The sequence below is a fragment of the Polynucleobacter sp. HIN7 genome (assembly GCF_030297595.1).
Lineage (GTDB): Bacteria > Pseudomonadota > Gammaproteobacteria > Burkholderiales > Burkholderiaceae > Polynucleobacter.
Window position 1 is genome coordinate 202832 of record NZ_AP028138.1, and the last position, 24966, is coordinate 227797.

25 protein-coding genes are annotated in these 24966 nt (G+C 48.4%); 18 read left to right on the plus strand and 7 right to left on the minus strand.

From position 1 onward, the window contains the following. The 5 genes from fabG to mtgA are packed head-to-tail and all read left to right on the plus strand — an operon-like array spanning position 1 to position 5187. Positions 1 to 729 carry a 3-oxoacyl-ACP reductase FabG gene (gene fabG, locus QUE64_RS01105; RefSeq protein WP_286225544.1) on the plus strand — a complete coding sequence of 243 codons (729 nt, stop codon included), beginning with the start codon at positions 1 to 3 and terminating at the stop codon, positions 727 to 729. Continuing rightward, positions 729 to 2723 (plus strand): ribonuclease catalytic domain-containing protein, encoded by a 1995-nt coding sequence (locus QUE64_RS01110; protein WP_286225545.1) that lies wholly within the window; start codon positions 729 to 731, stop codon positions 2721 to 2723. The genes fabG and QUE64_RS01110 overlap by 1 nt, the downstream gene beginning before the upstream one ends. Beyond that, positions 2720 to 3583 carry an energy transducer TonB family protein gene (locus QUE64_RS01115; RefSeq protein WP_286225546.1) on the plus strand — a complete coding sequence of 288 codons (864 nt, stop codon included), beginning with the start codon at positions 2720 to 2722 and terminating at the stop codon, positions 3581 to 3583. Before QUE64_RS01110 ends, QUE64_RS01115 begins: the two co-directional genes overlap by 4 nt. After that, the gene (gene aroE / locus QUE64_RS01120) at positions 3580 to 4476 is read left to right on the plus strand and encodes a shikimate dehydrogenase (RefSeq protein WP_286225547.1); all 897 of its coding nucleotides are present in this window, start codon (positions 3580 to 3582) and stop codon (positions 4474 to 4476) included. Before QUE64_RS01115 ends, aroE begins: the two co-directional genes overlap by 4 nt. A gap of 3 nt (positions 4477 to 4479) precedes the next feature. Beyond that, the gene (mtgA, locus tag QUE64_RS01125) at positions 4480 to 5187 is read left to right on the plus strand and encodes a monofunctional biosynthetic peptidoglycan transglycosylase (RefSeq protein WP_286223907.1); all 708 of its coding nucleotides are present in this window, start codon (positions 4480 to 4482) and stop codon (positions 5185 to 5187) included. A 17-nt stretch (positions 5188 to 5204) separates the two neighbouring features. Here the strand turns inward: mtgA and pyrF are convergent, their stop codons facing one another. After that, on the minus strand, positions 5205 to 6062 hold the full coding sequence (gene pyrF / locus QUE64_RS01130) for an orotidine-5'-phosphate decarboxylase (protein ID WP_286225548.1): 858 nt from the start codon (positions 6060 to 6062) through the stop codon (positions 5205 to 5207). Positions 6063 to 6102: 40 nt separating this feature from the next. Here pyrF and corA point away from each other — a divergent pair, with 40 nt between their 5' ends. Then, positions 6103 to 7074 (plus strand): magnesium/cobalt transporter CorA, encoded by a 972-nt coding sequence (corA, locus tag QUE64_RS01135; protein ID WP_286223909.1) that lies wholly within the window; start codon positions 6103 to 6105, stop codon positions 7072 to 7074. On the opposite strand, the gene QUE64_RS01140 is transcribed toward corA, so the two are convergent. From QUE64_RS01140 to thiL, 3 genes are read right to left on the minus strand one after another with little or no spacing between them, the layout of a single operon-like run. Further along, the gene (locus QUE64_RS01140; RefSeq protein WP_286225549.1) at positions 7071 to 7580 is read right to left on the minus strand and encodes a CinA family protein; all 510 of its coding nucleotides are present in this window, start codon (positions 7578 to 7580) and stop codon (positions 7071 to 7073) included. The two genes, corA and QUE64_RS01140, sit on opposite strands and share 4 nt — an antisense overlap. Then, positions 7577 to 8119 carry a phosphatidylglycerophosphatase A family protein gene (locus tag QUE64_RS01145; protein ID WP_286225550.1) on the minus strand — a complete coding sequence of 181 codons (543 nt, stop codon included), beginning with the start codon at positions 8117 to 8119 and terminating at the stop codon, positions 7577 to 7579. Before QUE64_RS01145 ends, QUE64_RS01140 begins: the two co-directional genes overlap by 4 nt. A 6-nt stretch (positions 8120 to 8125) precedes the next feature. Then, on the minus strand, positions 8126 to 9181 hold the full coding sequence (gene thiL / locus QUE64_RS01150) for a thiamine-phosphate kinase (RefSeq protein ID WP_286225551.1): 1056 nt from the start codon (positions 9179 to 9181) through the stop codon (positions 8126 to 8128). A 154-nt stretch (positions 9182 to 9335) separates the two neighbouring features. On the opposite strand from thiL, the gene QUE64_RS01155 reads away from it, so the two are divergent. Beyond that, positions 9336 to 11672 (plus strand): NADP-dependent malic enzyme, encoded by a 2337-nt coding sequence (locus QUE64_RS01155; RefSeq protein ID WP_286225552.1) that lies wholly within the window; start codon positions 9336 to 9338, stop codon positions 11670 to 11672. Positions 11673 to 11797: 125 nt separating this feature from the next. Then, a complete protein-coding gene (locus tag QUE64_RS01160) occupies positions 11798 to 12418 on the plus strand; it encodes a barstar family protein (protein WP_108509280.1) in 621 nt (206 codons plus the stop codon). On the opposite strand, the gene QUE64_RS01165 is transcribed toward QUE64_RS01160, so the two are convergent. Together QUE64_RS01165 and fur are read right to left on the minus strand one after the other, a co-directional pair. Beyond that, a complete protein-coding gene (locus tag QUE64_RS01165) occupies positions 12415 to 13167 on the minus strand; it encodes a 16S rRNA (uracil(1498)-N(3))-methyltransferase (protein WP_286225553.1) in 753 nt (250 codons plus the stop codon). The two genes, QUE64_RS01160 and QUE64_RS01165, sit on opposite strands and share 4 nt — an antisense overlap. A gap of 26 nt (positions 13168 to 13193) precedes the next feature. Further along, a complete protein-coding gene (gene fur / locus QUE64_RS01170; RefSeq protein ID WP_286225554.1) occupies positions 13194 to 13643 on the minus strand; it encodes a ferric iron uptake transcriptional regulator in 450 nt (149 codons plus the stop codon). Between the two features lie 70 nt (positions 13644 to 13713). On the opposite strand from fur, the gene QUE64_RS01175 reads away from it, so the two are divergent. From QUE64_RS01175 to hemL, 10 genes are read left to right on the plus strand one after another with little or no spacing between them, the layout of a single operon-like run. Continuing rightward, a complete protein-coding gene (locus QUE64_RS01175; protein ID WP_286225556.1) occupies positions 13714 to 14310 on the plus strand; it encodes an outer membrane protein assembly factor BamE in 597 nt (198 codons plus the stop codon). A 20-nt stretch (positions 14311 to 14330) separates the two neighbouring features. Then, positions 14331 to 15128: a 4-hydroxy-tetrahydrodipicolinate reductase gene (gene dapB, locus QUE64_RS01180; RefSeq protein WP_286226134.1), complete on the plus strand. Its 798-nt coding sequence runs from the start codon at positions 14331 to 14333 to the stop codon at positions 15126 to 15128. Positions 15129 to 15155: 27 nt separating this feature from the next. Continuing rightward, positions 15156 to 17822 (plus strand): leucine--tRNA ligase, encoded by a 2667-nt coding sequence (gene leuS, locus QUE64_RS01185; RefSeq protein ID WP_286225557.1) that lies wholly within the window; start codon positions 15156 to 15158, stop codon positions 17820 to 17822. Between the two features lie 4 nt (positions 17823 to 17826). After that, a complete protein-coding gene (locus QUE64_RS01190; RefSeq protein WP_286225558.1) occupies positions 17827 to 18354 on the plus strand; it encodes an LPS-assembly lipoprotein LptE in 528 nt (175 codons plus the stop codon). Between the two features lie 22 nt (positions 18355 to 18376). Continuing rightward, positions 18377 to 19432 carry a DNA polymerase III subunit delta gene (gene holA / locus QUE64_RS01195; protein ID WP_286225559.1) on the plus strand — a complete coding sequence of 352 codons (1056 nt, stop codon included), beginning with the start codon at positions 18377 to 18379 and terminating at the stop codon, positions 19430 to 19432. A 22-nt stretch (positions 19433 to 19454) separates the two neighbouring features. Further along, the gene (locus QUE64_RS01200; RefSeq protein WP_286226135.1) at positions 19455 to 20732 is read left to right on the plus strand and encodes a glutamate-5-semialdehyde dehydrogenase; all 1278 of its coding nucleotides are present in this window, start codon (positions 19455 to 19457) and stop codon (positions 20730 to 20732) included. Positions 20733 to 20750: 18 nt separating this feature from the next. Continuing rightward, positions 20751 to 21179 (plus strand): CopD family protein, encoded by a 429-nt coding sequence (locus QUE64_RS01205; RefSeq protein ID WP_286223921.1) that lies wholly within the window; start codon positions 20751 to 20753, stop codon positions 21177 to 21179. 8 nt (positions 21180 to 21187) lie between these two features. Beyond that, positions 21188 to 22570, plus strand: a complete 1383-nt coding sequence (locus QUE64_RS01210) for a THUMP domain-containing class I SAM-dependent RNA methyltransferase (RefSeq protein ID WP_286225560.1) — start codon at positions 21188 to 21190, stop codon at positions 22568 to 22570. Between the two features lie 30 nt (positions 22571 to 22600). Further along, positions 22601 to 22771 carry a rubredoxin gene (locus QUE64_RS01215; RefSeq protein WP_108507762.1) on the plus strand — a complete coding sequence of 57 codons (171 nt, stop codon included), beginning with the start codon at positions 22601 to 22603 and terminating at the stop codon, positions 22769 to 22771. Between the two features lie 25 nt (positions 22772 to 22796). Then, positions 22797 to 24089, plus strand: a complete 1293-nt coding sequence (gene hemL, locus QUE64_RS01220) for a glutamate-1-semialdehyde 2,1-aminomutase (RefSeq protein WP_286225561.1) — start codon at positions 22797 to 22799, stop codon at positions 24087 to 24089. A gap of 5 nt (positions 24090 to 24094) precedes the next feature. On the opposite strand, the gene QUE64_RS01225 is transcribed toward hemL, so the two are convergent. Then, entirely contained in the window at positions 24095 to 24964 is an 870-nt protein-coding gene (locus tag QUE64_RS01225; RefSeq protein WP_286225562.1) for a symmetrical bis(5'-nucleosyl)-tetraphosphatase, read from the minus strand. Positions 24965 to 24966: the final 2 nt, after the last annotated feature.

Sequence of the window (24966 nt, forward strand, 5' to 3'; positions counted from 1 at the left end):
ATGCGTTTACGAAACAAAGTGGCACTCATTACTGGAGCAGCCAAAGGAATTGGTTTTGCAACTGCTAAACGGTTTGCCGAGGAGGGAGCCAAGGTCATGTTGGCCGATCTAAATGAAGCTGCGGTAATGGACGCCGTCGGCCAACTCAAGCATGCGGAGCCCTATGTGTTGGATGTCACCGATCGAGCCAGTATTCAGCGTGCGGTTGACGACATCATCGCCAAACATCATCGCATTGATATATTGATTAACAACGCAGGAATTACTCAAGATGCCCGCTTGGTGAAAATGACCGAAGAGCAATTTGATGCAGTGATCGATGTTAATCTCAAAGGCGTTTTTAATTGCACCCAATTGGTGGTTCCCCATATGCTAGAAGCAAAAAAGGGTGCGATCGTCAATGCCTCGAGTGTGGTCGGTATCTACGGTAATTTTGGTCAAACCAATTACTCAGCAACTAAATTTGGCGTGATTGGATTTACCAAAACCTGGGCCCGTGAGTTCGGGCAAAAAGGGATTCGGGTGAATGCTGTGTGTCCTGGATTTATTGCAACCGAGATGGTCAAGGCGATGCCCGAGAACATTTTGCAAAGTATTGAGCAGCGTTCGTGGATGGCGCGCTTAGGCACTCCCGAGGAAATGGCGAATGTGTATCTATTTCTAGCGAGCGATGAAGCCAGTTATGTCAATGGTGTAACCATCGAGGCTAGTGGCGGGATTTCGCTTTAATGCATTTGCTATATGAAGAAGGCGGTGAGCTGCGAATCGCGACCGTCTTGTCATCCTCAGGGTCTGGAGAGACTCAGTCATGGCAGGCAAGCGCTTTATCAGGCAAGCATCTCAAGCTAAAGGCTAAAGAGGTATGGCTGCAATTTGATCTTGCGAATCCTCAAGAAGTTCTTGAAGAAGCGCATGGTATTGCTGCAACAATTGATTTACAACTTCTATGGGATTGCGCGCCCGACCAAGAATTTTTTTTCCAGACAATTGCCAAAGAGTATTTTGGGGACACCATAAGTACTCCCCAATTAATTGGTTTAGCGATTGCATTGCAAGGAGCCCCTGTTTACTTTCGACGCAAGGGGCGAGGCGTCTTTATGCGGGCACTACTCGAGCAACTGCAGGCGGGATTAGCGGCAATTGAGCGCAGGCAAAGAGAGCTTCTACAACAACAAGCATGGCAGGAAGAACTGATTGAAGGAAGGCTGCCAGATGCTTTGCATTCGCAGGTAAATAGCTTGCTGTTCCGTCCAGATAAAAATAGCTTGGCATACAAAGCTTTTCATGGGGCTTGTGAACAGACAGGAGAACATCCGGCGCGTTTGCTGATGCGCTGTGGTGCTTTGGATTCCCCGCAGTCTTACCATCATGGCCAATTTGTGCAAGCGCATTTTCCGAAAGGGACAGGCTTCGCAAGCGATTTTCAATTTACACCAGAAGAATTTGAAAAGGCCATTGCCGGCTTGCCGACTGCCCAAGTGAAAGCCTTTTCAATTGATGATGCAAGCACAACAGAAATCGATGATGCCTTGTCATTAACGCCTATCGGTAATGGTCTATATCGATTGGGTATTCACATTGCAGCGCCGGGCTTACTGATTCAGAAAGGTGATCGATTTGATCAAATCGCGCGCCAACGAATGTCAACGGTTTATTTCCCGGGTGACAAAATTACCATGTTGCCAGAGCAGTTTGTGGAGTACTTTTCTCTCGATGCTGGTTCTGCTCGTCCTGCTATTTCTTTATATCTTGAGATAAATGCTTCTGGCCAACGAACTCAGACACCTCCCCACAGTGCTTTAGAGCTAGTACCGATTGAAACCAATTTGCGCTTGGACGATTGGGAGCCTCTGGTTGATGAGGCCTTCTTGGCCCAAGAAAATTCATCATTGCCGCATCACGTAGCGCTGACTCGATTGTGGGCTTTGGCTCAAAATGAGCATCAAAAACGTCAAGAGCAGCGTGTCAAAGACGGCTTGCGAGCCGAGGTCTTGGGTCAAGCTGATCCAAATGCTTTAATCCGTGATTTCAATTTCAAGATCACTTCGTCAACCAATGAAATCGTGATTGAGCCTCGTGTTCGAGGTTCGATTTTGGATACCATCGTGGCCGAATGCATGATCTTATGTAATCAGATTTGGGGACAAGCGCTAGCTGAGCATGGTTTACCGGCGCTATTCCGCACCCAGAAAGGTTGGGGTCCTCAGCGTACACGGATGCAAACCACCCCTGGCCCTCATGAGGGCTTGGGTGTTGATTGTTATGCGTGGTGTACCTCGCCATTACGTCGGTATGCAGATCTTGTAAATCAATGGCAATTGATTGCCATGATTCGAAATGGCGTAACAGCGAAGATGACAGCTCCCTTTCCGCCAAAAGACTCGGAGATCATGGGAATTGCCGCTGATTTCGATACGGTATATCTTCAGTACGGGGAATATCAGTCACGCATGGAGCGCTATTGGTGCTTGCGTTGGTTGGCGCAGGCTGGATTGCCCCATTCAATCTACGCACGTCATCTGAAAGAGGGTATGTCGCGGCTTGAGCCTATTCCACTGCATTTACCCATCCCTGAATTGGCGAGTCATCCTCGTCTCACCCGCGCTAAGATCGAAGTTATGGATATAGATCTTTTAGACCTATCTGCTAAGGCCCGTGTGCTTGAGCTGGAAACCAGCCCGAGTGAAGTTAGTGCTGAGGTAGAAGGGGATTTACCAGAATGAGACTGGCTCTGTATTCATTTGAGGTGAGTCGGTCTATTAAGCCGCTATGGATCGCATTAGCCATATCTCTGCTGGTTCACCTTGCCCTATTGAGTCAGCGCTGGTTCAATCCGCCAGAAACCGAGAGGCGTTTCAATACACCATTGAGTATTGTGCTCGTGAATGCATCAAGCCCCGCGCCTCCTCAAAAAGCACAGAAATTAGCACAGGCTAATTTGGATGGTGGGGGCCTAACTATTCGGGAGGATGCGAGTGCATTGCACCGCGCCCACTTGGGTGCCGATGCTAAGTTAGAGGCACTTGAGAAGCGCCAAAAGCAATTGTTATCCAAATTAGATACCGATAAAAAACAGGCCAGTGGAATGCGATCGGGCGAAGAATCTAAACAGCTCTCTCAGACCAATGCGTTGGAAGCCGAGCTTGCTAGACGACTTAGCCCTGAGGGTCGTCTTCCACGTCGCGCGGTCCTTAGTGCAAGCAGTACCAAAACGGTTGCGTTTGCATATTACTATGATGGTATGCGTCAAAAGATTGAAGCCTATGGCAATACTTTTTTTCCTCGCGTCCAGGGTCGGCCGTTGTATGGTAGCTTGGTGTTAACTGTTAGTGTTGATGCAGAGGGTCGAATTACTAATAACGTCAAAGGGCGTGAGGGTATTGAAGTAAGTCGCTCATCCGGTATTCCAGAGCTTGATCGTCAAGCAGTGGCGATTGTGCGCGCCGCCGCTCCGTTCGGAGCTTTTCCAAGTGAGATGCGTCAGCAGATCGATGTTTTGGATTGGGTTTCAACGTTTGAGTTCACACGCGATTTGAAAGATCAATCTGGTAATCGACTGGAATTAAGGGGTGCCAAACCATGAGTCACTATCCCTTTTTGACTGAGCTGAAGCCAAATCGTTTTGTTAGCAAAAATATTTATGCGGTATTTGGTAATCCGATTGGGCATAGCAAGTCCCCCTTAATTCATGAGCGGTTTGCGATACAAACCCAGCAAGAAATGGATTATTTAAGGATTCAGCCGTCAGTGGATGGATTTGCAGCAATGCTCACCCAATTTTTTGTCCTTGGTGGTAAGGGTGCGAGCGTCACCATTCCGTTTAAATTGGAAGCCTATCAGTTATGCAAACAATTGACTACCCGTGCTCGCTTAGCAGGTGCTGTGAATACCGTCTGGCAAAAAGACGGAGTACTCTGGGGCGATAACACCGATGGTGCTGGGTTAGTGGCTGATCTGCTTTCTCAAGGGGTTGCCATTTGTGAAGCAGATGTCCTGATTGTGGGGGCCGGTGGTGCAAGTCGCGGGATCGTTGAGCCACTGCTAAACCAAAAGCCCAAACGGATTTGGATTGCCAATCGCACAGCTCAAAAAGCTCATGAGCTCGTGTCGATATTTCAGTCTTTAGCAACAGAGCTTGACGTGGAGTTAATGGCAAGCAGCATCGCTCAATTGGAGGATCAAACGACCCCTGCATTCTCACTTGTGATTAATTCGAGCTCAGCTGGACTCGAGGACCAAAGTCCTTTAAGCACATTAGCGGCAGATCACGTGTTTTGCCCTGGTTGCTTTGCGTATGATTTGGTATACGGCAAAACCACGGTATTTATGGAGCAAGCCTTGCAGCGCGGCTGTCGGATCAGTGACGGCTTGGGAATGTTGGTAGAGCAAGCTGCCGTTGCCTTTAGTCAGTGGCATCAAGTGGACATCAAATGTTTAGATACTCGGGCTGTTATTGCACAGCTTCGGTACGCTTAAATCATGTCATGGGTCATATATTTCCTCAAATGCATGGCTTGGGGACTGATCGGTTTGCAGTTTTACTTTGTGATCCAAATTGGTCTATGGGCATTCATGAATCCAAGCAGTACAGCATTTCAGAGGGCGGAACGTTGGCGTCTTTGTCACTGGAATCTGAGCTGCCCAATCCAGCATCGTTGGGTTTCGTACGAGCAGATCAGCAATGATTTAAAGCGGGCGATTCTGGTAAGCGAAGATGATATCTTTTTTAAACACAGCGGGGTTCGTGTTGAGGATATGCAAAAAGCCTGGGAGCGAAACCAAAAAGGCGGCAGCAAGGTGGTGCGCGGCGGCTCCACAATCACACAGCAATTGGCCAAGAATTTATTTCTTTCCTCCGAAAAAAACTACCTACGTAAAGTACAGGAGCTAGTCATTACCGGACTTTTAGAGTTGATGCTTTCCAAACAGCGGATGTTTGAGATTTATATGAATTCCGTCGAATGGGGTGAGGGGATTTTTGGGATTGGTGCAGCGACTTCTCACTACTATGTGACTAATCCAAAAAATATTAGTCGCGAACAGGCAGTCGCATTAGCATCTGCTTTACCAGCGCCAAAGTGCTTCGATAAGAGTAAATATTGCAAACGCGGCAGTATTGATTTTGGGGCGCGTCAGCAGTTTATTTTAGAGAATATGGATCGTGTAGCTTTGCCTAAAAACCGCTAGTAATACCTAGCATCTTTTTATTTGGCCTGCGCAGATCGAATCGCATCACGGGTTGCTATTGCTACTTTTCTGGCAGCTTCTGCAAAGTCCTTTCCGTTGCTCGCATACAAAATGGCGCGCGATGAGTTAATCATCATTCCCGTTCCGGGTTTATTCGCCACTTGCCCCGCAGCAACCGTCGCTTCAATATCCCCGCCTTGCGCCCCGATTCCAGGGATGAGTAAGGGCATGGCGCCGACGATGGCTCGAACTCGGGCGATTTCTTGGGGAAAGGTGGCTCCCACCACAAGTGCAATTTGACCCGCTTGATCCCACTCTTTGGCAAGGTGTGCAACGCGTTCAAACACTGCTTGGTTGCTGTTGATGGGAAGGTTTTGTATATCGGACCCGCCTGGATTGGAGGTACGGCACAAGATGATGACCCCTTTGCCCGAGTGCTGAAGATAGGGTTCGATCGAGTCTTTACCCATGTATGGATTGACCGTCACGGCATCGGCCCCATAACGCTCAAACGCTTCTAATGCGTAATGTTCGGCGGTACTCCCAATATCACCCCGTTTGGCATCCAAAATAATGGGGATCTGTGGGTAGGATCTTTTGAGGTGGGCGATCAGGTCTTCCAGTTGGTCCTCTGCTCGTTGGGAGGCAAAGTACGCAAACTGTGGTTTAAATGCACACACCAGGTCAGCACATGAATCCGCAATTTCTTTACAAAAATTGAGGATGGCTTTGGGGCCTTTGCCTATGCTGGGCGGGAAGCGCTGGGGATCGGGGTCTAGACCTAGGCAGAGCATGCTGCCCTGAGATGCCCAGGCAGCCTCGATCTGATCCCGAAAGGACCCCGAATTTTTTACCAAATGTAATGAACGATTCATAGTGCATAGGATAAACTAGCGCATTCGTCGGGAGTTCACCATGATCAACTTGTTCGTCCTACAAAACGGCCGTCTATCGCAAGAGCAAGTCGAAGATCGCAATGAACTGCTCCAACACCACAATCCAATTTGGATTGATGTGATTGACCCTGAAGAGGAAGAGCTGCTTTGGATTAAAGAGGCTTTTGCCGTTCAACTCCCTGAGTTGGACGATCTTGGGGACCTGGAGGCGTCTGCACGCTATTTTGAGGCAGACGATGGGCATCTGCATATTCGCACCGACTTTTTGCTTGACGAAGAAGATACATCACGCAACGTGAGGGTGGCGTTCGTCCTGACCAATCAGGTGTTGTTCTCGATCCACGATGAAGATTTACCAGTGTTCCGTTTGGTACGCTTGCGGGCGCGTTTGCGTCCGGGTTCGGTCAGTAATGCGAAGGATGTGCTCCTTGATCTGTACTCCACCGATGCCGAGTACTCCGCCGATGCACTTGAGGAGGTTTATGAAAATCTTGAGCGCGCGGGTAAACGTGTTTTGTCGGAAACGATCACCGACGCCGACGCAGCAGAAGTTCTTGAGACGATTGCCACTGAAGAAGATACCAACGGCCGAATTCGTCGCAATGTCATGGATACGCGGCGCGCACTGTCATTTCTGATGCGAAGCAAATTATTGTCCGACGAACAGCAAGAAGAAGCGCGTCAAATTTTGCGAGACATTGATTCTCTAGAGAATCACACAGCATTCTTATTTGACAAGATTAACTTCTTGATGGATGCGACGGTTGGCTTTATTAGTCTGAACCAAAGCAAAATCATTAAGATCTTCTCGGTGGTCTCGGTCGCCTTAATGCCCCCAACCTTATTGGCAAGCATTTGGGGTATGAACTTTGAGTACATGCCTGAACTCAAAGAGACTTGGGGCTACCCACTGGCAATCATTACCATGATCATCTCGGCAATGATTCCTTTGGGCTACTTCCGCCACAAAGGCTGGTTGAAGTCAAATTAGTGGGACTCGCTTGCAGTGAGTTCCCCAAGGAGTGACTCGATCGCGTAAACGCAGGCCTGCTCCCGAATACTTTGACGATCACCGCTAAAGTGTTTTGTTTGTGCACGGGTTTGGATTTGATCATCCACTCGCACTCCCCAGGCAAAGCAAATCATTCCGACGGGTTTATTCGCACCCCCTCCACCTGGCCCAGCAATTCCAGTAATAGCAACACTAACTTGGGCTAGGCTATGGTTGAGAGCGCCTTTGGCCATAGCCTTTGCAACCTCTTCACTCACGGCCCCATATTGTTCGATCAACTCCTTTGATACGCCAATACTCTCTTCTTTCGCTTGATTGCTGTAGGTGATAAAGCCCCGCTCAAACCAGTCGCTGGATCCAGCAAGGCTGGTGAGGTGTGCAGCCAATAAGCCCCCAGTACATGACTCGGCTAAGGCAATCTTGAGACCTTTAGCTAACAAAGTTTGAGCTAATTGTTGAACCAGTGGGGTGATGGATGAGTTCATATTAGCCAGTGTATTCCAAGCATCACGATCAAAATAGTAAAGAAAGCGGCAATGAGATCGTCAATCATGATTCCAAAACCATGTTTGATGATCTGCGATGGGTTGATACGTTCTTGATGGACCCAGTTTTTCTTAAAGTATTGATCGACGCGATTGATGGGCCAAGGTTTGGCGGCATCAAAAAATCGAAAGATTAAAAATGCGATTACTTGTACCCATAGATTATTGGATCCAATCAACAATAGGATCCAAGCAAAGGCGATGATTTCATCCCAAACAATCGAGCCATCATCGGGGCGGCCTAGATCGTGACCACATTGCCCGCAAGCCCATAGTCCGTAGAGCGTTCCAATGCTAAGCAGAACAAACATGGACGTTGTTGAAAGAACTGCGTTTAGGATCAAAAACAAAGCCCAGGCAAGCAGGGTGCCAGCCGTGCCTGGAGCAATTGGAGCAAGGCCGCTCCCAAAGCCAATACCAAATACCCGATGCACGGATCCCAGCATCCAATTTAATGATGGGCGGCGAGTAGCTTTCATCAATCTCTAATCTCGAAAGTGATCAAAGGATCTCAGCAGCGCTTGGGATTTCTCGGGGCTTAGTGGCATGCCCTCACTATCCTCGAGTATCAGCAAACTTTCATTCTGGACTTCGGTAATTTGGCCGATACAAGTCAGAGGGAGTCCGAGTTCTCTTGAGAGACTCGCAATCTTGTCATGTTGATCTGGGTTTGCAGTAAAGCAAAGCTCATAGTCATCGCCACCAGAGGCTGCGCATTGATACTGAATTGCCTGATCTTGCCGACGCAACACCGGTGAGCGAGGCAAGGCGTCCACGTTAATTTTGGCGCTCACATGGGATGATTCCAAAATGTGTCGCAAATCGCCTAATAATCCATCTGACACATCTAAGGCTGCCGTTGCGATTTCACGCAGAGCAATTCCGAGTGCCACTCGGGGTAGCGGCGAATGAAGGCGTTGATTGATCTGATTGAGTTCTTCGGCGCCTAGATCCAAAGACCATTCTTTACGAATGCATCCGAGTGCTAGACGAGCATCGCCCAGTGCACCAGAGACCCAAATAGAGTCGCCCACCTGAGCGCCCGATCGTTTAATCGCTTGTCCATTTGGAACCACACCAAAAGCTGTGATGCTAATCGTTAATGGCCCTTGACAGGTATCGCCGCCAATTAGGTGGCAATCAAATAGATCGGCTAAGTCAAAAAGACCATTCGCAAATCCATGTAACCATGCTTGCTTTTGTTTTGGTAAGGCGAGCGCCAGAGTAAATCCGGTCGGCTTAGCACCCATTGCGGCAAGATCCGATAAGTTCACTGCTAGGGATTTTTTCCCGACGAGGTAAGGGTCGGTATCCGCAAAGAAGTGCCGATCAGCTACCAACATATCGGTTGTGATGACCACTTCCTCGTTTGGATGACAGACAATCAATGCCCCATCATCACCAATCCCAAGAAGCGGAGCATGTTGCGGTTTAGCCCTCATCATTTGCAAAGCGCGCGTCTTGAAAATATCGCGAATTAACTCAAATTCCCCGAGTTGGAGAGTATCGAATGATGGGTTTTGAAGGAATTGCTTCGTCATCCTTATATTGTAGGCGGGCTTTAAAGCCCCATTCTTACAAGACCTGCCATTCAAGAGGGCATTCAAAGGGACAGTCTTCAGAGGAATAGAATAGAGCTTTTAGCATTCCTGTTTAAGGCTCCAAGCCCTTTTATTTCATTACCCGTGGAACCCTATGAGTCAATCTGGCAATAAACCTAATCAAAATAAAGAAGAGCAAATTAAGGCTTTGCGTGAAGCTGCCCTTAAGTACCACGAGTTTCCGGTCCCCGGCAAAATATCAATTGCCCCCACCAAGCAATTAACCAATCAACGTGACCTTTCTTTGGCTTACACGCCAGGTGTAGCAGCGGCTTGTGAAGAAATCAAACGAGACCCTGCCACTGCATTTCGCTATACCGCTCGTGGTAATTTAGTTGGGGTGGTCACCAACGGTACGGCTGTGTTAGGTTTGGGTGATATTGGCGCACTCGCCAGTAAGCCGGTGATGGAAGGTAAGGCAGTACTTTTTAAAAAGTTTGCTGGGATTGATGTGTTTGATATCGAGGTCAACGAAAGCGATCCCGATAAATTAGTTGAAGTAATTGCTGCCCTGGAGCCGACCTTTGGCGGAATTAACCTCGAGGATATTAAGGCCCCGGATTGCTTCTTGGTCGAGCGCAAACTCCGTGAGCGCATGAAGATTCCAGTCTTTCATGATGATCAACATGGCACAGCCATTGTGGTGGCAGCAGCGATTCTCAATGGTCTAAAAGTTGTTGGTAAAGATATTACGAAGGTTAAGTTAGTGACATCCGGTGCCGGCGCGGCCGCGCTGGCCTGTTTGGAGTTATTGGTTCATCTTGGCTTACCTAAGAGCAATATCTGGGTAACCGATATTGTCGGTGTGGTTTATGAGGGCCGCACTGAGCTCATGGATCCGCAGAAAACACCATTTGCGCAAAAGACCGACAAGCGCACCTTAGGCGATGTGATTGAAGGGGCTGATGTATTTTTGGGCTTATCGGCTGGTGGAGTTTTAAAGTCCGAGATGGTTGCCAAAATGGCAGATAAGCCACTTGTGTTTGCCTTAGCAAATCCAACCCCTGAGATCTTGCCGGAGGAGGTCAAGCTGGTTCGTCCCGATGCCGTAATGGCAACTGGGCGAACGGATTACCCCAATCAAGTGAACAATGTCCTGTGCTTCCCATTCATCTTTCGCGGGGCTTTGGATGTTGGGGCAACCACCATTACCACCGAGATGGAAATCGCGGCAGTGAAGGCAATTGCTGAATTAGCTCAAGCAGAACAAAGTGATGTGGTGGCGGCGGTTTACAGTAGCGAGAACTTGGCTTTTGGCCCTGATTATTTAATTCCGAAACCGTTTGATCCGCGCCTAATTACGGTAATTGCACCAGCCGTTGCGAAGGCCGCCATGGACTGCGGAGTTGCAAGTCGACCCATCAAAGATTTTGCTCTTTACAAAGATCAATTGCAGCAGTTTGTGTATCACTCGGGCACAGTCATGAAACCCTTGTTTGGGATTGCGAAGAAGATTCCGATGGAGCAAAAACGGATTGTCTTTTGTGAGGGTGAGGATGAACGTGTGATGCGTGCCGTGCAAATCATGCTCGACGAAAGTTTGGTGAACCCCATCCTCATTGGGCGTCCATCGGTGATTGAGCATCGCATCGAGAAATACGGCCTGCGCATGAAATCAGGCGTGGATATCGAGATCGTCAATCCGGAAAGTGATGTGCGCTATCGTGATTTTTGGCAAACTTATTTGCAACTCACTGAGCGCAAGGGGGTGACCGAGTCCTTCGCGAAGCTCGAGATGCGCCGCCGCAATACTTTAATTGGCTCTATTCTCCTCAAAAAAGGGCAGGCCGATGGCATGATTTGCGGCACGATCAGCAACACTGCCATGCACTTGAAATACATTGATGAGGTCATTGGTCATGAATCGGGTGCGACAGTTTATGGAGCAATGTCGGGGCTGATACTGCCGAATCGCCAAGTCTTCTTGGTAGATACCCATGTCAATATTGATCCAAGCGCTGCCGAGTTAGCTGAAATCACACTCTTAGCTGCGAGCGAGATGCGCAAGTTGGGTATGACCCCGAAAGTTGCCTTACTTTCACATTCGAACTTTGGTTCCAGTGATGCGCCATCGGCTGCAAAAATGCGTGCGGTATTGGCGATTTTGCAAAAAGCTGCTCCTGAGCTTGAGGTGGATGGTGAAATGCACGGTGATTGTGCGCTGGACCCGGAAATTCGGGCTGGTGCGATTACAAACTCAAGCTTGCGTGGAGAGGCCAATTTATTGGTCTTGCCCAATATTGATGCCGCCAATATTTCTTATAACTTATTGAAAACTGCCGCTGGAAATGGTGTTGCAATCGGACCACTTTTGCTCGGGGTTGCAAAACCGATTCATATTTTGACTCCGGCGGCCACGGTGCGTCGGATTGTCAATGTGAGCACACTTGCGGTTGTAGAGGCCGCCACTCAATCCAAGGGCTTATTTTAAAAGGGAAATATACTTAGTAAGTAGTCGCTCACTTTTAAATTATTGATAAAAATCAATAACTTATCAAATTAGTTCTTGGATTAGGCTTGATTTAGGGGCGGGATAAGGGTAATCTACTATCCATCATGAATATTCTTCCTGAAAACATTACTTCAGCAAGCGTCGAAGATCACAGCCGCGCAGAAAATTGGGACAGAAATGATCAAGCCGATCGCGAGATCTCGGCGGCGAGCATTTATGCCCAAGGTGGTCTGTCGCGTCTTCAGACCTATGCTGCCAATCAAGACCTAGGAAAAAAAGTGACAGCTTCTTGGCGTGCTGCTTTGGCTATGAGGGATGCCGGTCCCCCAGCAATGTTGCGCAGTGTGCGCCCCAATATCGTGCAATCGATTCGTGCATTCAGAACTAGTGACCTAGCTGAGGCTGCCACTGAACTTGGACAGCACTTTGTGTATGCGAGTTGCACCAATGCCAATACCAAGGGTGAGGTGCTCGAAGCAATCGCGAACGCCTATATGTTTACCAAGCAGCAGGCTAAAAACTTTGATCCCCTGTTAGATGCTCTGACAACCTTGGTTGACAAAGCTGGTCCTCAGCCAGGTTTTGTGGTGGTCCTCGAAGGTTTGCCTTGCACTCAAAAGTTTGACAAAGAAGCCAGGGAGACTCTCCTAGATGTGTTCCGCGATGCCGTTGAGTTTTGGTCAGAGCGCCGCGTCCCATATCGAGTCTTTTACTCGTTCGCTTAACTCGTCTTTAAGCTCCAAATACTCTCTACGGCTGAGATCGTAACGATCCCAGCCGTTTCTGTTCGTAGAATGCGTGGACCAAGTGATAAGGCGGTAAAACCAGCCTGTTTGGCATATTCCTCTTCCTCAGGGCAAAACCCTCCCTCTGGACCAATCGCAAGTGCAATGCTTTGGGGTGGATGCCGATTTAGAAATTGATGCAGCGAATCGGTGGTCGTTGTGCTCAAAAGGATTTTTAACCCAGCCACACTTTGTTTGAATGCATCCCGAGGATGTTGGATTGCGTTAACTTCTGGAATGACGCTGCGATCGCATTGCTCACACGCCGCTTGCGCGATTGCCTGCCAATGAAGCAGACGTTTTTCTAGTCGCTTTGAGTCATGTTTGAGTTTGACCACCGAGCGTTCACACTCAATGGGGGTGATGCTTGTCGCCCCCGTTTCAACAGCTTTCTCGATGACCCAATCCATTTTGTCACCGCTGGCAAGTCCCTGAATTAGGTCTATGCGATAAGGGAGCTCGCGCTGGCGATCTTCTTGGATTTGTTCAATTTCAATCTGGGAATAGGTTTCGTTCGTTCTGGAGACTCTTCCTACCGCGGTATGGCCTTTACCATCAAACACAGTGAATACATCATTTGCTCCGATACGACGAACGCGCAAGTGATGGGCTAAATCATTATCAACTGTTAGAAGTTGTTTTGGTAGATTAGATTGGGCCCAATCACCCGCTAGGTAGAACTGTGGCATACAAGCTCAGTGAGTAATTGGATCAATTACTTTTTCTTATTGCGACAGTTCTTTTTCTGGCAATGACCGTACATCGCCAGAGAATGCTCTTGGAGCTTAAACCCGAGGGATTTGGCAATTTCGTTTTGGCGTTTTTCAATGGCCGAATCCACAAACTCCTCGACATGACCACAGTCAAGGCACACAAGATGGTCGTGATGATTTCCTTCATTAAGCTCATAAATGGCTCGGCTATCCCCCTTACTCGACTCAAAATGGCTTCTTAGCAGGATTCCGGCTTGCTCAAATTGGGTTAAAACGCGATAGACCGTGGCTAAGCCGATATCGGAGTTATCCTTCACAAGTGCCATGTAGACCTCTTCGGCACTAAAGTGCGAATCCGCGTTTTCCTGAAAAAACTCAAGGACTTTCATCCGTGGCGCCGTGACTTTTAGACCGATTTCACGGAGGTCGGTGGGGGTGGCGTTTTGGCTCATACGATTTGGCTCGATTGGCAGGTTTGGGCGCTAAAATCAGATACTTAATGATACGTTGAACTGTTGACCCATGCAGATTAGCATTTTTACTTGCCGCAAGCCAAATCGAGCTTTTGCATCACGGATGTTGATCGTGTTGTGCGCCTGTCTTGGTTTGGGTGCGTGTACCTCGGCGGTTGACAATACTCAGCGAGCTTGGATGAATACTATTTTCCAGCCGTATGTCCCCGATGTGGTTCAAGGCAACTTTATTTCCAGTGAGCAATATGCTCAATTAAAAGTAGGTATGAGTCGAGAGCAGGTGCGCCAAATTATGGGTACCCCATTATTAGCGAGTTATTTTCATGCCAATCGCTGGGACTATGTATTTGAATTTAAGCGCGAGGGTCAGACCATCGGTAAGGAGAGACGCGTCACATTATTTTTTGAAGGCGATAAGCTCGTGAAGTTTGATGGCGATGCCTTACCTACTGAAGTAGAGCTTGTGGCCGAGATTGACAACTATGCGCGGGAGAAGCGCAGTTTTTGGGAAGTGCTAACGGGTAAAAATAAACCACCCAAGCCAGTAAAGAGGCCACCCCCTGAAGTGATGGTGATTAGCCAGCCTAATAATTTGCCGGTCCCAACACCGCAGCCTGATGTGGTGATCACCCCTGTTAAAAATTAATTAGAGAGCTAGCGATGCCAATGAAATTTGCAGTTGCGGGCGCAACCGGAAAAATGGGCAAAATGCTCATCGACACGATTTTGAGATCATCCAATGCGCAATTAACCGGTGCCCTTGAGCATCCTAGTTGCCCCTTATTAGGAACGGATGCGGGAGCATTTTTAGGTCAACAAACCAATGTCTTGATTACGTCTGATTTAGCCAAAGGATTAGCGGGTGCCGAGTATTTAATTGATTTCACAAGGCCCGAAGGAACTCTATTGCATGTTGAGGCTGCGAAGCGGGCAGGCGTCAAAATGATTATTGGCACAACTGGTTTTACTGCTGAGCAATTGCAACAGCTTCGCGGTGCGACCGACACTATTGCCATCGTATTTGCGCCTAATATGAGCGTGGGGGTGAATGCTACCCTCAAAATTTTGCAAGTCGCCGCCCAGTTGCTTAACCAGGGGTATGACATCGAAATTGTGGAAGCGCATCATCGGCACAAAGTGGATGCACCTTCAGGAACGGCCATCAAAATGGGTGAGGTGATTGCCAAGGCCCAAGGTCATTCCCTAGCTGATCTGGCGGTGTATGCCCGTGAGGGTCACACTGGTGGGCGTAAGCCAGGCACCATTGGTTTTGCAACGATACGGGGTGGTGATATCGTGGGTGATCACACCGTGATCTTTGCCGGTGAGGGTGAGCGCATCGAAATTAGCCATCGCTCCACAAGCCGTCAATCGTATGCCGAGGGCGCCTTACGAGCCGCTGCTTTTTTGCAAAACCAACCTAAGGGCTGGTTTGATATGCAAGACGTCTTAGGCCTCAAATAATTTAATCCCTAACAACAAGAACAATTAATGGATAAACATCAGGCTAAAGATTACGATTTTCGGAGTATTGAAGCGCGTGCACATCATGAGTGGCAAGCTCAGGATGTCTATCGTGTTAGTGAAGATGCAAAGACATCCACCGGTCAATTAAAGCCGAAGTTCTATGCCTGTTCGATGCTGCCTTATCCCTCCGGTAAGTTGCATATGGGTCATGTGCGCAACTACACCATCAATGATGTGATGGCGCGCCAACTGCGCATGCAAGGCTACAACGTCTTAATGCCGATGGGTTGGGACGCATTTGGGATGCCGGCCGAGAATGCCGCACTTCAGAATAATGTGCCACCTGCACAATGGACCTATCAAAATATTGATTACATGCGCGGTCAGATGGCAGCGATGGGGTTAGCAATTGATTGGTCACGGGAGATTGCAACGTGCAAGCCTGATTACTACCGTTGGAACCAGTGGCTATTTTTGAAGATGCTTGAAAAAGGCATTGCTTATCGTAAAACCCAAACCGTCAACTGGGATCCAGTAGATCAAACCGTTTTAGCGAATGAGCAAGTGATCGATGGCCGTGGTTGGCGCTCGGGCGCCTTGGTTGAAAAGCGGGAGATCCCTGGGTACTACCTCAATATTACTGCGTATGCTGAAGAATTATTAACGGGACTCGATGATCTAGCATGGCCTGAGCGCGTCAAGATCATGCAACAAAACTGGATTGGTAAAAGCCATGGAGTACGCTTTGCATTTACTCATCAAGTTCAGGATGATGCCGGCCGTTTCATTAACGATGGCAAGATGTATGTGTTCACCACACGCGCTGATACCATCATGGGCGTCACGTTTTGTGCGGTTGCTGCCGAGCATCCCTTGGCTGCCAAGGCGGCACAAACCAATCCAGCATTAGCGCAATTTATTGAACGTTGCAAAACTGGCAGTGTGATCGAAGCCGATTTGGCGACCCAAGAAAAAGAGGGCATGCCAACCGGTTTGTATGTGACCCATCCCTTAACCAATGAGCCAATTCCGCTGTGGGTTGGTAATTACGTACTGATGTCGTATGGCGATGGTGCAGTGATGGGAGTTCCCGCCCATGATGAGCGTGACTTTGCCTTTGCTAATAAATACCATTTGCCTATTAAGCAGGTAATCGCGGTTAAAGGGGTAACCGATCTTTTTAATACCTCGCACTGGCAAGAGTGGTATGCACAAAAAGAGAACACCGAGTGTATTTACAGCGGGCCCTATGACGGCTTATCACACCCAGATGCTGTGCAGGCCGTTGCCAAGGATCTGAAAGAGCTGGGTCTTGGTGAGCTAAAAACGACCTATCGCTTGCGAGATTGGGGTATCTCTCGACAGCGCTATTGGGGGACTCCAATCCCCATGATCCACTGCACTGATTGTGGCGAAGTGCCAGTTCCTGAGTCGGATTTACCTGTGGTCTTGCCCGAAGACTGCGTGCCAGATGGTTCTGGTAATCCTCTCAATAAACGCGAAGATTTTTTAAAAGTCGATTGTCCGAAGTGCGGTAAGCCTGCACGGCGTGAGACCGACACCATGGATACCTTTGTAGATTCCTCATGGTATTTCATGCGCTATACCGGTCCCGATGCAAAAAGTATGGTGGACTCTCGTAATGACTATTGGATGCCAATGGATCAATACATTGGCGGAATTGAGCATGCGATCTTGCATCTGCTGTACGCTCGGTTTTGGACCAAGGTAATGCGCGATTTAGGTTTGGTGCGTTTTGATGAGCCTTTTCTAAATCTCCTCACGCAGGGGATGGTTCTTAACGAAACCTTCTATAAAGAAGATTCGAGTGGCAAAAAGCAATGGGTTAATCCTGCTGATGTCGAGCTTGATCTTGATGAGAAGGGACGACCCATTGCAGCTAAGCTCATCAAGGATGGCTCACCAGTCAATATCGGTGGTGTCGAGAAGATGGCCAAAAGCAAAAATAATGGCGTTGATCCGCAAGCCCTGATTGATCAGTATGGCGCTGATACGGCACGGCTATTTACGATGTTTGCCGCTCCACCTGAGCAGCAACTCGAGTGGTCGGGTGCTGGTGTAGAGGGTGCTTCTCGGTTCCTGAGACGTCTTTGGATGTATGCAAGCTCGCAAGCTGAGTATCTTCAATCAGCGCATTCATCTTTTCCAAATGATCTCAATGCTCTTGAGAAAGATCTACGCTTTGAAGTGCATACGATTTTGAAGCAGGCTAATTTTGACTATCAACGTCGCCAGTACAACACCGTGGTCTCGGCTGCCATGAAGATGTTGAATGTGTTGGAGCCTTTTAAGTTAAATCAGGATGTAAATTCGATTCGTCCTGAAGTGCTTTCGGAATCACTCGGAATTTTGCTACGCATTTTGTATCCCGTTGTTCCACACTGCACCTATGCGTTGTGGGAAGACCTTGGATTTGCCAAGCACTTTGGCTCTTTATTGGATGCACCTTGGCCGCAAGTGGATGAGTCTGCTTTGATTCGGTCGGAGATTGAGTTGGTGTTGCAAATTAATGGCAAACACCGAGGCCAAATCAAGGTACCAGCCGATGCCTCAAAAGATACGATTGAGGCTATTAGCTTACAGTCAGAGCCTGTTTTGCGACTCTTAAACGGTGCGGCGCCCAAGAAGATCGTTGTGGTTCCGGGCCGCTTAGTGAATGTGGTTGCATAAGCAGATGAGCGTACCTCATAATTTCAATCGTCGCCTGCTGCTAAGAAGTAGCCTTTTTGGCTTCATAACAGTTTTTGGATTGTCTGCATGTGGTTTTCGTTTACGTGGCTCCGTCACTATTCCCTATAAATCGATTTTGATTTCAGGGCGACCATCGCCCCAATTACGTTTTGACCTCGAGCGCATTATTTCGACGGGAACAAATGCAAAGGTAGTCACCTCGGGCAAGGATGCCGATTTGATTCTGGATATTGTGAGCGAAGATAGTACTCGGCAAATTTTGACCTATACCTCGACGGGTCAGATTTCTGCGTATCGACTCAATAATCGGGTCGTGTTCCGCGCTTTTGATAATACGGGTGCCGAAGTCATTCCAGAATCCGATATCTATGTGATACGGGATCTCGATTTCACTGTGGCAACTGTATTGTCTGCCGATATCCAGCAACAACAATTTTTAGAGAGCATGCGTTCTGATTTGGCGCTGCAGATCTTGCGTCGCATTGCCACCCTAGGTCGGGTGAGTAAATAAATTTTCTATTTGATCGATTTCAATGATCAAAAGTGATGCCTTTCAGATTCATTTGGCTGGTTTAGCGAAGGGTTCCCAGAGCCTTCATCCCTTATATGTTTTTTCGGGGGATGAGCCACTTCTGATGATGGAGGCTGTGGACAGCCTCAGGGCATTTGCCAAAACCCAAGGATTTACTGAGCGCGATGTGATGGTTCAGGATCGCTACTTTGATTGGCCATCGTTATTAAGTGTCGGGCAATCCATGTCCCTGTTTGGCGATAAGCGCTTTGTGGAACTGCGTATGCCCACTGGCAAACCTGGTCGCGAGGGGGCGGATGTACTGAGAAACTTTGCCACATCTTTAGGATCAGCCGGCTCAGTGCCTGACGTGATTGTGTGCATTCAGCTTCCGCGTCTTGATCTGAAAACCAAGGGCTCTGCTTGGTTTGTGGCGTTAGATGAGGCCGGGATGGCGGTCCAGATTGATTCGATTGAACGAAGTCAATTACCCCAATGGATTGCTAAGCGAATGTCACTGCAGTCGCAATCCGTTGAACCTGGGGAAGCGGGGCTGCCCAGTTTGCAATGGATGGCCGATCAGGTTGAAGGTAACTTGATCGCTGCCCATCAAGAAATTCAGAAGCTGGGACTTTTGTATCCCAGCGGAGTGATTACCGATGAGCAAATTCGTGCTGCGGTTCTCAAAGTTGCTCGCTATGATCTATTTGAGCTGACAGAGGCACTACTGTCTGGTGATGCGGCACGTCTGAATCGAATGGTAGATGGCCTACAAGGTGAGGGTGAGCCCTTGCCTCTAATTCTGTGGGGAATTAGCGATGAGCTAAGAACGCTTAATCGGGCCCAGACTGCGCTTACTGCAGGAGAGAGTTTGCCAACCATCATGCGCAATTACCGCATCTGGGGAAAGCGTGAGAAGCTTTACCCTATGGCCCTCAAGCGCATTCAACCTAAGAAATTAAAGCAAGCTCTCGTACTCGCTGCCAACTTGGATAAGCAGGCAAAGGGTCTATGGGTTCGAGATCTTCCAGCCAATCCTTGGGATGGTTTGCGACTTGTTGGGAGTTTATTGCGTTAGAGTATCAACTATGGCAAATGAGATGAACCAAACGATTGAGCAAATGATGCTGACCATTGGTCAGCAAGCTCGCCTCGCTTCAAGGGCGATGGCCAGAGCCAGTTCTGAGCAAAAGAATCAGGCATTAAGCAATATTGCGAAGGCTATTCGTAGGGATGTCGCAAAGATTCTGGCGGCCAATGCCCGTGATGTGGAGCGGGCTAAGGCCGCTGGTCATGACGCTGCATTTGTGGATCGTTTGACCATGACCGAGAAATCGATTGAGACCATGGCCATGGGGTTAGAGCAAATCGTCACCCTGGAGGATCCAATCGGTCAGATCACTCCGTTTAAACAGCAACCCTCAGGTATTTTGATTGGGCAAATGCGTGTACCCCTTGGTGTGATTGGTATTATTTATGAATCACGTCCGAATGTGACGATTGATGCGGCAGCACTGTGTTTAAAGTCAGGAAATGCTGTCATTTTGCGAGGTGGATCGGAGGCAATTGACTCCAATACATTTTTAGCTGGATTAATTCAGGAGGGCCTGGCTGCCGCTCAGTTGCCAGCCAATGCCGTGCAAGTGATCCAAACAACTGATAGGGCTGCCGTCGGAAAAATGATCACCATGACCGAGTACATTGATGTGATTGTGCCTCGCGGCGGCAAGAGTTTAATTGCGCGGCTAATGCAAGATGGTCGAGTGCCTATGATCAAACATCTCGATGGTATTTGCCATACCTTTGTAGATGAGGCTGCCGATGTTGATTTAGCGATTAAAGTATGTGATAACGCCAAGACCCAGCGCTATGCTCCTTGCAATGCGATGGAGACTCTACTCGTTCATGGCAAGATCGCACCTCAGGTTTTACCCAAGCTTTGCCGAATTTATCAAGACAAAGGCGTGGAATTGCGTGTGGATCCAAAGACCCGCTCCTTGCTTGAATCGAATCAATTTGCTAACTTGGTCGATGCGACTGAGGAAGATTGGCGCACAGAGTATCTGGCGCCGATCTTATCGATTAAGACTGTTGAGAGTCTTGATGAGGCAATGGATCATATTGAGCATTATGGTAGTAAGCACACGGATGCGATCATTACGCAAAATCAAGAGCATGCCAATCGTTTCTTGCGAGAAGTCGATAGTGCGAGTGTGATGGTCAATACCAGCACCCGATTTGCAGATGGCTTTGAGTATGGCTTGGGTGCCGAGATTGGGATCTCCAACGATAAGTTGCATGCGCGTGGCCCCGTTGGTCTTGAGGGGCTGACCTCGTTGAAGTACGTGGTTATGGGCCACGGTGAAATACGTCAGTAATTTTGATAAAGAGACTCTATGTTTGATGGTTACCTTTGGGCTAAAACCCTGCACATCGTTTTAATTGCCTCATGGTTTGCTGGGCTTTTTTATTTACCCCGTATCTTTGTGAATCTGGCACAAGAAACCAATGATATCGCTTATGAACGTTTAATCGGTATGGCACAACGACTCTACCGTTTTATGACCATCCTGATGATGCCAGCGGTCGCTTTGGGACTCATTTTGTGGCTGTATTACGGAGTTGGCCGCGGCTCGATCTGGATGCATGTGAAGGTGTTATTGGTGCTGATTGTGATTGGCTACCATTTGCAATGTAAGCGTCTCCTTAAGCAATTTGTTCAAAAGCAAAATACCAAAAGCCACGTGTGGTTTAGATGGTTTAATGAGGCTCCAGTTTTGCTGATGTTGGTAGTCACTGCTCTCGTAGTCATTAAGCCGAGCTGATCCCCATTGTGAAATTTTTTATTGTTTGTCCGGGCGGACTTGAGGCAGTTTTAGCCCAAGAGCTCGAGGAGATTGTTGCTCGACCTGAGATAAAAGCATTGGGGCGATCATCGGTTGACCCAGCCCCGTCAAGCTTAACCGGCGGAATGGGGGTTGAGGGACCGCTTGCCTTAGCAATGGCAATGAATCTGCATTCACGAATTGCCAGTCGTGTTTTACTAAAGATGACCGACGGACCCTATAAATCCGAGGATGATCTTTATCGTCAAGCAAAAGCGATTGGTTGGGAAGATTGGTTTTCCTCGAATCAAACGCTTCGGGTCGATATCACCGCACAACGATCGCCTCTAAAGAGTTTGAACTTTGCTACTTTGCGAATCAAAGATGCGATTGTTGATCGTTTGCGCGAGCAAACGGGTGGGCGCCCGAATATTGATACAGTGAATCCCGATGTGCGGATTCAGGTTCATTTGACGCAACAACATGCCACCATCTATTTGGATACCTCGGGTGAGCCTTTGTTCAAACGCGGCTGGCGGGAGGAAAAGGGTGAAGCGCCTCTTAAAGAGAATCTCGCTGCTGGGATTTTGCGATTGACCAACTGGCAAGCTGCAATGCCGCTTTATGACCCCATGTGCGGAAGCGGCACCTTTTTGATTGAGGCTGCCCAGATAGCCTTTCATATTCCAGCGGGGGCGCTGCGAGCGCGCATACTTGGCTCATCCGATCAAAATATAGCCGTATCGTGGAAGCCATCGGTTATGCAAAGTGGCTTTGGCTTTTTGCGACTCAAGCCCTTTTTGAGCTCCCTGGAAAAAAAGAACTGGCAAACACTTTGCGATGCTGCGAAGACGGAAATGCATCGGCATCAGAAAGACACCATTGCAATTAGTGGCAGCGATATCAACGAGAAAATGATTGCCATGTGTAAGGCCAATTGGCAACGCGCGCAGTTGCCTGGATTGCCTGTGGTTCGACAATTGGATGCAATCGCGATTAGGCCCAACCTTGATTTAACCGAAGGGCAAATGGGAGTGATGGTATTTAATCCACCTTATGGAGAGCGCCTAGCTATGAAGGGTGGCGACTCTGATCGAACCCATGTCTTTGGTGATAGCAAGGCTGCATACATGCAAAAACGACGTACGAGCCGAGAGCCTTTAGTGAAAGAGCCGATCGATCCGAAGTTTGCAATGCTACTCGATCAGTTTAGTAAGCAACTGAAAGACCATTTTGCAGGTTGGGAGATCTTTGTTCTCACTGCAGATATGGGCTTACCGGGCCATTTACGCATGAAAGAGTCCAAACGCACCCCATTATTTAATGGCCCCTTGGAATGCAGACTCTTCAAGTTTGAGATTCGGGGGCGAAGCGATGCCCAGAAATCGTAAAATAAGATTTCAATCTGAAAGAAATAACAAATGGAATATAAAACTTATATGTGCCTGATCTGCGGCTGGATCTACGATGAAGCCAAAGGTTGTCCGGATGATGGCATTGCGCCTGGAACCTTGTGGAAAGATGTTCCCATGAACTGGTCGTGCCCCGAGTGTGGTGCGCGCAAAGATGATTTTGAGATGTGCGTCATCTAATGAATTAGACTTTTTAATGAATGCCATGAGCCAAAACGATCAACTCTTCACACGCGCCCAGAAAACGATTCCAGGTGGCGTGAACTCTCCAGTGAGGGCATTTCGGCAAGTGGGGGGTACCCCGCGATTTATTAAGCGTGCAGAAGGCCCTTATTTTTGGGACGCCGACGATAAGCGCTATGTTGATCTCATCATGTCATGGGGGCCCATGATTGTTGGGCATGCGAACCCAGAAGTAGTGGAAGCAGTGCAGCGTGCCGCAACTCAGAGTTTTAGCTATGGTGCCCCGACCGCAGGGGAGATTGATCTTGCTGAGCGTATTTGTGAGTTAATGCCAGCAATCGAGCAAATTCGTTTAGTGTCGAGCGGTACCGAAGCGACCATGAGTGCCTTGCGTTTAGCCCGCGGTTATACCAATCGTGATTTGATTATTAAGTTTGAGGGCTGTTACCACGGCCATGCGGATAGCCTGTTGGTCAAAGCCGGTTCTGGTTTGCTCACTTTTGCCGATTCCACAAAGAATGCACCTTCATCGGGTGGTGTGCCACAGGATTTAGTGAAGCATACCTTAGTGCTGCCCTATAACGACGTTGGTGCTCTAGAAGAGGCCTTCAAGCGCCATGGTGATCAGGTCGCTGCATTAATTTTGGAACCGATTGCTGGCAATATGAACTTAATTCGTGCGACTCCCGAGTTTGTTAAGGCGGTTCGTTCGCTCACCCAGCAGTATGGCGCCGTATTGATTTACGACGAGGTGATGACGGGATTTCGGGTAGCCTTGGGCGGCACCCAATCCTTGCATGGCATTCAGCCGGATTTAACTTGTCTGGGCAAAGTCATGGGTGGCGGTATGCCCATGGCAGCATTTGGAGGTAAGCGGGAGATTATGGCGAAGCTCGCTCCCTTAGGTAATGTTTATCAGGCAGGCACCTTATCTGGCAACCCTGTTGCGGTAGCTGCGGGAGCGAAGACCCTGGAGATCATCACGCGACCCGGGTTTTTTGAATGCTTGACCGAACAAACAAAAAAATTAATGGCGGGATTGCAGCAAGAAGCCAATCGAGCTAAGATTCCATTCTCGGTCGACAGTGTTGGTGGAATGTTTGGGTTCTATTTTTCACAGACGGTACCAGCTTCATACGAAGCAGTGACCAAAACCGATATTGAAGCCTTCAAACGCTTCTTTCATGCGATGTTGGACGAAGGTGTTTACCTTGCTCCATCCGCCTATGAGGCTGGATTTACATCGATTGCACACGATAACGCAGTGGTTGATGAGATTATTCGAGCAGCTCAGCAATCGTTTCAGAAGATTTAATACGCTCACATCCGCAGCGGGTGATCATAGCCCGCCACACTGACTGTCTTAATCGTAAGCGATTTGGAATCCTCAGCTAAAGCCTTGGGGTTCATTCTTTCCAAGTGGTCAAGATCGATTGCAGTTAAAGTACCGCCCCATACGCAGCCAGTATCAATTCCGATCACCCCTTGGCGATTGAGTAAGCCAAGCGTTGACCAGTGACCAAAGACAATAGGGATCGATTTTGTTTTACGATCAGGCGCTTCAAACCATGGGATATATCCAGCTGGACCACTTTCTAATCCCTCTTTGCTTTTGAACTCCATTTCGCCCTGAGGAGTACAAAACCGAATCCGGGTTAGGGTATTGGTGATTAAACGTAAACGATCAAATCCAGATAATTTTGGATCCCAGCGATTCGGGGTATTGCCATACATTTGGGATAAAAAATCTCGATAGTTTTTATGGCGTAGTGCAATCTCCACCTCATGAGCCAAAGATAAAGTTTTCTTAATGCTCCATTGGGGTAGCACGCCTGCATGCACCAGTAAGACTTTGCCATTACTCAGTACCATGGGTCGGCATCTCAACCAGTCGATGAGCTCACGACGATCAGGTGCAGCCAAAATATCATCAATCGTATCAAGCGGTTTGGTGTTACGCAGTCCTGCATCACACGCTAATAAGTTCAGATCATGGTTACCCAAAATACATTCAGCTACCCCATCCTCTTGAAGTTGCTTGAGGCGCCGTAGGGTACCCAGCGAATCTGGGCCACGGTTGACGAGATCCCCCAGAAAAATGAATTTAGAGCCACGAGGGAGTTTCTTGATGAGTTGATTCAGGGGCTTTAAGCAACCCTGTACATCACCAATCGCAAAGACGCGCGTCATTA

What these genes read in the sequence shown, in the direction of transcription:
- fabG (WP_286225544.1), top strand. Translation starts at nt 1, where the DNA reads ATGCGTTTACGAAACAAAGTGGCACTCATTACTGGAGCAGCCAAAGGA.
- QUE64_RS01110 (WP_286225545.1), top strand. Translation starts at nt 729, where the DNA reads ATGCATTTGCTATATGAAGAAGGCGGTGAGCTGCGAATCGCGACCGTC.
- QUE64_RS01115 (WP_286225546.1), top strand. Translation starts at nt 2,720, where the DNA reads ATGAGACTGGCTCTGTATTCATTTGAGGTGAGTCGGTCTATTAAGCCG.
- aroE (WP_286225547.1), top strand. Translation starts at nt 3,580, where the DNA reads ATGAGTCACTATCCCTTTTTGACTGAGCTGAAGCCAAATCGTTTTGTT.
- mtgA (WP_286223907.1), top strand. Translation starts at nt 4,480, where the DNA reads ATGTCATGGGTCATATATTTCCTCAAATGCATGGCTTGGGGACTGATC.
- pyrF (WP_286225548.1), bottom strand. Translation starts at nt 6,062, where the DNA reads ATGAATCGTTCATTACATTTGGTAAAAAATTCGGGGTCCTTTCGGGAT.
- corA (WP_286223909.1), top strand. Translation starts at nt 6,103, where the DNA reads ATGATCAACTTGTTCGTCCTACAAAACGGCCGTCTATCGCAAGAGCAA.
- QUE64_RS01140 (WP_286225549.1), bottom strand. Translation starts at nt 7,580, where the DNA reads ATGAACTCATCCATCACCCCACTGGTTCAACAATTAGCTCAAACTTTG.
- QUE64_RS01145 (WP_286225550.1), bottom strand. Translation starts at nt 8,119, where the DNA reads ATGAAAGCTACTCGCCGCCCATCATTAAATTGGATGCTGGGATCCGTG.
- thiL (WP_286225551.1), bottom strand. Translation starts at nt 9,181, where the DNA reads ATGACGAAGCAATTCCTTCAAAACCCATCATTCGATACTCTCCAACTC.
- QUE64_RS01155 (WP_286225552.1), top strand. Translation starts at nt 9,336, where the DNA reads ATGAGTCAATCTGGCAATAAACCTAATCAAAATAAAGAAGAGCAAATT.
- QUE64_RS01160 (WP_108509280.1), top strand. Translation starts at nt 11,798, where the DNA reads ATGAATATTCTTCCTGAAAACATTACTTCAGCAAGCGTCGAAGATCAC.
- QUE64_RS01165 (WP_286225553.1), bottom strand. Translation starts at nt 13,167, where the DNA reads ATGCCACAGTTCTACCTAGCGGGTGATTGGGCCCAATCTAATCTACCA.
- fur (WP_286225554.1), bottom strand. Translation starts at nt 13,643, where the DNA reads ATGAGCCAAAACGCCACCCCCACCGACCTCCGTGAAATCGGTCTAAAA.
- QUE64_RS01175 (WP_286225556.1), top strand. Translation starts at nt 13,714, where the DNA reads ATGCAGATTAGCATTTTTACTTGCCGCAAGCCAAATCGAGCTTTTGCA.
- dapB (WP_286226134.1), top strand. Translation starts at nt 14,331, where the DNA reads ATGAAATTTGCAGTTGCGGGCGCAACCGGAAAAATGGGCAAAATGCTC.
- leuS (WP_286225557.1), top strand. Translation starts at nt 15,156, where the DNA reads ATGGATAAACATCAGGCTAAAGATTACGATTTTCGGAGTATTGAAGCG.
- QUE64_RS01190 (WP_286225558.1), top strand. Translation starts at nt 17,827, where the DNA reads ATGAGCGTACCTCATAATTTCAATCGTCGCCTGCTGCTAAGAAGTAGC.
- holA (WP_286225559.1), top strand. Translation starts at nt 18,377, where the DNA reads ATGATCAAAAGTGATGCCTTTCAGATTCATTTGGCTGGTTTAGCGAAG.
- QUE64_RS01200 (WP_286226135.1), top strand. Translation starts at nt 19,455, where the DNA reads ATGAACCAAACGATTGAGCAAATGATGCTGACCATTGGTCAGCAAGCT.
- QUE64_RS01205 (WP_286223921.1), top strand. Translation starts at nt 20,751, where the DNA reads ATGTTTGATGGTTACCTTTGGGCTAAAACCCTGCACATCGTTTTAATT.
- QUE64_RS01215 (WP_108507762.1), top strand. Translation starts at nt 22,601, where the DNA reads ATGGAATATAAAACTTATATGTGCCTGATCTGCGGCTGGATCTACGAT.
- hemL (WP_286225561.1), top strand. Translation starts at nt 22,797, where the DNA reads ATGAGCCAAAACGATCAACTCTTCACACGCGCCCAGAAAACGATTCCA.
- QUE64_RS01225 (WP_286225562.1), bottom strand. Translation starts at nt 24,964, where the DNA reads ATGACGCGCGTCTTTGCGATTGGTGATGTACAGGGTTGCTTAAAGCCC.